3 protein-coding genes are annotated in these 6,612 nt (G+C 59.6%); all 3 read right to left on the bottom strand.

Annotated elements, in window-relative coordinates:
- Positions 1–256: 256 nt before the first annotated feature.
- Entirely contained in the window at positions 257–1,699 is a 1,443-nt protein-coding gene (locus tag EV688_RS14905) for an esterase/lipase family protein (RefSeq protein WP_205686707.1), read from the bottom strand.
- A gap of 466 nt (positions 1,700–2,165) precedes the next feature.
- Positions 2,166–4,538 (bottom strand): glucosylglycerol hydrolase, encoded by a 2,373-nt coding sequence (gene gghA / locus EV688_RS14900; RefSeq protein WP_117319188.1) that lies wholly within the window; start codon positions 4,536–4,538, stop codon positions 2,166–2,168.
- A complete protein-coding gene (glgB, locus tag EV688_RS14895) occupies positions 4,535–6,508 on the bottom strand; it encodes a 1,4-alpha-glucan branching protein GlgB (protein WP_117319189.1) in 1,974 nt (657 codons plus the stop codon). The genes gghA and glgB overlap by 4 nt, the downstream gene beginning before the upstream one ends.
- Between the last annotated feature and the right edge of the window lie 104 nt (positions 6,509–6,612).

Here is a 6,612-nt window from a genome sequence, read left to right as displayed (position 1 = left end):
CGAGCTTTGAATGTCTTGCTGTAACGTGCCATGCGTCACCTCGTTGCCCTCTGCCTCCATTGTAAGGGAGGCGGCAACTATCTTGACGCAGAGGGTGCTGCAGCAGGCGACGGCTGCGGTGAGCACAGGATAGCGACTGCGGCTCTGTCTTCGCCATGCGCTACCCGCCAGGCAGTGCTCCGATCGGCTGGCAGCTCTCTCGTGCTGGTCTCCGGACGACGAAAAGGGCGCAGTACACCCATCAGTGTGATTGGGTTCAGTTGTGAGGCTCAAGCGCGAGTCTCAGCGACCCTTTCAGACCTTTGCTACTTGCCACCGGTACCACGCAGGAACCATCGACCAGACTCAACTCGGTGCCCAGCTTTTCGCCCCATTCATCATCGATGTAATTGCAGCGCACCCGCCAACCCTCATCGCTGATGGTGGCACGCACGCAGATGGTCTGACGGTAGAGGTTCTCACCGGGTATCGTGCGGTCGAAAAACAGGACACCATCGATGACGTAATCCGTCGCGCTCACAATAAGTTCTATTGTGAAGACCACCGTACTTCCACGGGTAATCCTCGCAGTATCGAGGCAGGTGGAAAACAGGACAGGCCAACGCGGCTTATCCAGGCCTGCCTGCGCCGGCTTCATCATCTCGTCGTACTTTCGCATGATTGCCGAATAATTCGTCTTGCGTCGTTCGGTCAGATAGAACACACCGCCACCGCCGCCTGCTGGCCTTGGCGAGACACTGGCCTCGAACCAGTAGGATGCCTTCACGTCTTTTTTCTCATTCAGCGCTTTCTGGATCGATGGCGGAAGGGGAAGGCTGTCCAACTGCAGGATGCCAGTAATACGAACGTCGCCGAACAGGAACCGAGCAAGATTCTGGTAACCCTCTTCGGAGTTGACGATACCGAACGGACCACCATGACAGCGATGGACGAATGCCCTCGGGGAACCGGCGACAACAGCATTCTCAATATTCACCAGGCCATCACTCATGTCGCCAGCCAGTCGGCTTGAGAGCCCGGCGGCAACACCGTAATCCTTGTGATTGGTGCCGACCAGACAGAAGAACCGGTCTGGGTCGAAATGGCCGTCCAGCGTGCCGACGTGCCGGTGGTCATCAAGGCTGAGGTACTTTTTCATTTCGCGGCGGTTGAAGTTGTTGATGTCCCACAAACCCAGAAAGCGCGGCACGTTGAAGCCGGCCATTTCGATTCCGTTGTGCGGTGTCGCATAGGTAAATACCTTGTTCACCTGCTTCGCTTCTGTCGAGTCGCGCAGATCCTTGTTCTGTAGAAGGGCGCGACAGATAAGCCCGCCCATGGAATGGGCAACCAGGTTTACCCGGAAGTTCCGTCTTGCTGCGGCGTTGTCACCGCAGATAGCTTGCTTTATCTGCCTGATCAGATCGCGCAGATCTATTGCGGCATCGAGGATGGCAGGGCGCTTGCCGTCGCCGAAATGTGGATCCGCCTGATCGTAATAGCGATGAATAACGATGGAGCGAGGGGGAAGCTTTTCACGCTGCATGCCCCCATCGAGATAGGCATCTGTATAACCGTATTCTTTCATTAGCCGGATGAGCGGCGACTCAAAATAGTGGCGCTGTACCCGGCCATCCCATAGCTGGCGCAATTTGGTAGAGCCCAGATTGAATCCCATGTAAGGCGTGGCAGTCGTGGCCTCGATTTCGCCCTGGGTCATGGCAAAGCCGCGAACATAAATGATTGGATAGAACGGTGCCTCTACGGACATGGCGAACCTCCATGATGTTATTTTTCTTGAATGAATTCCCTGTTGGAGCGACCGTCAACGCCGGCGCCACTTTTTTCTTTTCTGCTTGAGTATTTATCCGAATGCAGTGTCTCGCAAGCCATTTGCGTCATCCATCTGCGTTGGTCTGGTTTCGAATCAGGCCAAGGTTACGCAGGAGCACGGGGAACAGCCGACGGATAGCTGCGCCAATCTCCTGTTTTGTTTCTTACTTCGAGTGTAGCCTACGGACAACGCGCTACAGGAATAAGCGCGAAACACAATGTCTCGCCGGCTGCTCATGATAGAAGACGTTGCCTAGCTGACTGACCAGAGCTACCGGCTTTTTGGTCCCCGGCAGGAGGAATTCTTCCTGATCCCGTGAGGGACCCGACGGGATACACGGAAATGATAATCGTCAATCGCTGGCTCGGGTGAACATCAGGCCCATGCTGTCGTGCAGCACAATCTCGCCGCCTCTGTAGTCGGCGTCAATGGATGGCGTGCGCAACAGCAGTTCCCAACCGTCACCAGCAAGCTGGGGGATCGGCAGCGACAGGGGATCAAGCGACTCTGCGGCATCGCCCTCCATGTGGGTCAGGGTGAAATATTGCCGTCCGTCAGGCGCGTGGCGCACCGCCGCAAACACGGTCCGGCCATTGATCGGCTGCAGGTAGTCGAAATAATCCTTCGCCATGAGCGTATCGCGCAACCAGGGGTTGGCGCGGCGGAAGCGTCGCAGGGAAAACATGAAGTTGGCCTGAGCGGAGTCCAGCGTGGCCAGCGAATGCACCACGTTGCAGTACTCGTGCATATCATCCATCCACGCGCGCGCCACTTCTTTCAAGGCCGCTGGCGTTACGGGAGCGGGACCCGCCAGCGGCGGCTCAACCGCACTCAATAGCGACGCAATCTCACCGAGCGCGTAGTCGGTGACCTCCACCAGCGCTGGCAGGAACTCCATGAAACGCACCAGTTCCTCACGCGTCTCAAAGCCCAGTGCTTTCAGGCGTTGAAAGTTGGCTGGAATCGAATACGCGTAGTCATCTACCTGCCATTTCAGGGAGATCGCTTCCTCGGCCACAACCTTGACGCCGTACTGGTCATCCTGATTGCGGATGAAGCCCCAGCTGGCACGCGCGGAGGCGTTGAGAAAATCCATCGGCACCCCCGGCAGCACTGCGTAGGTGAGCAGGCCGACAGAAGGATTGTCATAGGCCTTGTCGAGGATATCCATGCGCGTACTGCCAAGGCGCGTATTCACGTTGAGCTTTGGATTGACCTGAGTGCCGCGACGCAGTGTGTCGTGATTGGCTGTGCCCGAAATCCAGCGGTCACCGTGCGCCAGTATCTCCTTGATACGCCAGTACTTTGACAGCCAGAAGGTATACAGGAAGGGGGTATTGTGCGCGAAGGTGAGCGGACCCCACTGGAACACGTCGTTGTCGCGCTGGTGCTCAATGACGGACCGGTAAGAGGAGCTGAGCTCCCAGTCTTCGTTTGGCCATGGCCTGCCATCCTCGAAGATGAACCAGGGCCTGTAGCGAAGGCCCGCGACCTCCTGTTCAATGTCTGCCATCAGCTGCAGGTAGTCGTCGTCATGGCGCAGCTGCTGCGTGCTGTTGTCCCACCACTTGAAGTCCTGGGCGCCATCCACGCGTACACCATCTGCACCGAAGTTGACCTTGCGCCGCTGCATCTCGAGCAGGATGGCGCGGACCGCAGGATTGCGATACTCGAGGTTCTGCCCATACATGTTCGGTCCGGCGAAGTAATGGTGATTCAGCGCCTTCAGACCCTGATTGTCGGCGTGGCCATACACCACGTCGAGTATCAGCATTTTCGGTTTTTCCGGGAAATTGTGCAGCACCGCGGCGAGGTCGACGAGCTCATCGGGTCGGCCGCTCTCGAGCAGGACAGGGTTTACCGTGGCCATGCCGGAGATGACCACGTCGTAGCCCCAGTTGGTGGTATCCGGCCGCATGAGCGTCACGCTGACACGGCCATCGCCGCGGTCATGCTCGTGCCAGAAGTCCGGACCCGTTTCATACACGGTTGTTGGCTCAACCGGCAGCAGCTGCACCGCATCGTAGCCAAGGTAGACAGCATCGCTATCCTCCGTCGGGAGGTTATTGCGCAGCCGCTCGCCGAGACGCTCGAACTGCCGCGCCAGACTGGCCAGGGTGCCACCGGCAGTGCCCGTGGGCACGTGGATCTGCAGAATGTTTGTGGGTGGTCCGAACTTGTGCGGTTCGCTGTTCCTGCGCGCCGCGTAGTAATCCCTGTCCGTCCGCGCCGCCTGCATGGCATCGAGATCGTAAAGTTCTGCAGGCGCAAAGGCGCCGAAGGGCAGGGAAGCGGCCAGCGGATCGAGTATGCGCTGCCACTGATCATCGCAGTCGCGCCAGACCAGCGCATAGAAATCGCCGATCCGATCGCGCCGGCCGGCGCGCAGTCCCGTCGCCACGGCAAAGGTATGCGCCTCATAGCGGCGCACAGGCAGGTACACGCGCTCGAAGTCGATCTCCTGATGAGAGCGCGTCAGGTCTATCGGCGCAAGCGGCGACAGAATCTCGAGAAAGACATCGCCTTCAGGCACCCGATGGTCGAGCAGTTCGGGTGTCCAGAACCCGAACGTGGCGCTGTCGCCGCTGACATGGGCGCCGAGATATCGCGCAATTGCACGCTCCGCGTCGAACGACGTTGGCAACGACAGGTAGCGCTCGCGGCACCAGGCAACAAGTGCCTCGCTGGCTTTTGCATCAACGGCGACGCGATCGCAAAGACTCATGAGCGGGCCTCCCCGGGCTGTGCCGATGATGTTCGCGGCGCAGCGGGATCATCGTCAGCATCGTGAACGAACATCAGGGTGCTAAGTGGCGGCAAGGTGATCTCGGCACTTGCCGGCTGGTCCGGGAACGGACTGTCCGTTGCGAGAACCGCACCCAGGTTGCCGCGACCGCCACCCCCGTAAATTCCGGCATCGCTGTTGATGAGTTCCCGCCATCGCCCGGCGCGGGGCAGACCACAGCGCCAGTCGCGTCGCTCGACAGGGGTGAAGTTGCAGACAACGACCACCGGCGCGTCGCCGTCGTCACCGCGGCGCAGCCAGGCAAAGATTGATGTATCTGACTCAAGCGGAGCGATCCACTGGAATCCCGAATGCTCACAGTCCCGTCGATGCAGCGCAGGCTGCGACCGATAAGTGGCGTTGAGGTCTCTCACCAGCCGCTGCAGGCCCGCATTCGCCGGACGCCGGGACTCATCCCAGGCCAGTTCGCCGCTCTGGCGCCACTCTCCCGACTGACCAAACTCGCAGCCCATGAACAACAGCTTCTTGCCAGGATGTCCCCACATGAAGCCATAGTAGGCGCGCAGGTTCGCAAAGCGTTCCGCCGCGCTGCCCGGCATGCGCTGCAGCATGGAGCCCTTGCCGTGAACGACTTCATCGTGACTGATGGGAAGCACGAAATTTTCCGAGAATGCATAGTGCAGGCCAAAGGTCATCAGGCTGTGGTGGTATTTGCGGTTTACCGGGTCTTCGGCCATGTAGCGCAGCGTGTCGTTCATCCAGCCCATGTTCCATTTATAGCCAAAGCCCAGGCCGTCCTGGTCGACGCGTCGCGACACACCCGGAAAACTGGTGCTCTCTTCGGCAATCATCATTGCATCCGGTTCGGCGGCGTAGACCTCGGTGTTGGTGCGACGCAGGAAGTCGATCGCCTCAAGGTTTTCCCGACCGCCGTGCACGTTCGGCACCCATTCACCCGCCTTGCGCGAGTAATCGCGATACAGCATGGAAGCCACCGCATCCACGCGCAAGCCGTCGATGTGGTACTCGCGCAGCCAGTACAGTGCGTTGGCCAGCAGGTAGTTACTTACCTCGACGCGGCCATAGTTATAGATCAGGGTGTTCCAGTCCGGGTGATAGCCCTCGCGAGGATCCGCGTGCTCGTAGAGTGCCGTGCCATCAAACTGTCCCAGGCCGTGCGCATCCGAGGGAAAGTGACCCGGCACCCAGTCGAGAATGACGCCGAGGCCAGCTTGATGAGCGGCGTCCACCAGGTCGCGAAACTCGTGGGCCGGTCCGTGACGGATGGTGGGTGCAAACAGGCCGACCGGCTGGTAACCCCAGGACCCGTCGAACGGGTGTTCCGACAGGGGCATGAATTCAATATGCGTGAAGCCGAGCTCGCAGACATAGTCCACGAGCTCTACCGCGGCCTCGCGGTACGAGAGCATGCGATCGTCCTCGGCGGCGCGGCGACGCCAGGAGCCGAGATGAACCTCATAAATGCTGATGGGTGCATTGGTTCGGTTGTGCGCGCCGCGCCGTTCCATCCAGTCATTGTCATGCCAGCCGTAGCCGTTGATATCGCGGACGACAGACGCCTGCTGGGGGGGGTGCTGGGCGCCAAAGCCCACCGGGTCCGACTTGCGACGCACGACAGCATCGCAGCCGGTCACGTCGTACATGTAGCTCGCACCTTCTCCCACGCCGGGGACGAAGGTCTCCCAAACGCCTGTATCTCCCAGCCTCTGCAGAGGATGGCTGTTGGTGTCCCAATGATTGAAGTCGCCGACGACAGTCACACGACCCGCATTCGGGGCCCAGACAGCGAAGTGCGTCCCGCGCTCGCCGTCAGTTTCCAGAACATGAGCACCGAGAGCCCGCCACAGCTCCCTGTGCGTTCCCTCGCCGAGCAGATGCTCATCAATGTCCCCGAGAATTCCCCGTGCCTGTCCTGTTGCACGCGCCACTGTTGATAAAGCCCTCTATAGCCAGGAAGCGAATGTCAGTGCCATAGACTAACGGGACCGACTGAGATAGCAAACCGGTGCGGCGAAAAGGTAGGGTGTTCATG

This window comes from Chromatocurvus halotolerans (assembly GCF_004340525.1).
Taxonomy (GTDB): domain Bacteria; phylum Pseudomonadota; class Gammaproteobacteria; order Pseudomonadales; family Halieaceae; genus Chromatocurvus; species Chromatocurvus halotolerans.
This window is presented reverse-complemented; position numbering and strand designations above follow the sequence as displayed.

Bases quoted from the DNA above. Each gene is read 5' to 3' on its own strand.
- EV688_RS14905 (WP_205686707.1), bottom strand. From the start codon at position 1,699: ATGACCCAGGGCGAAATCGAGGCCACGACTGCCACGCCTTACATGGGA.
- gghA (WP_117319188.1), bottom strand. From the start codon at position 4,538: ATGAGTCTTTGCGATCGCGTCGCCGTTGATGCAAAAGCCAGCGAGGCA.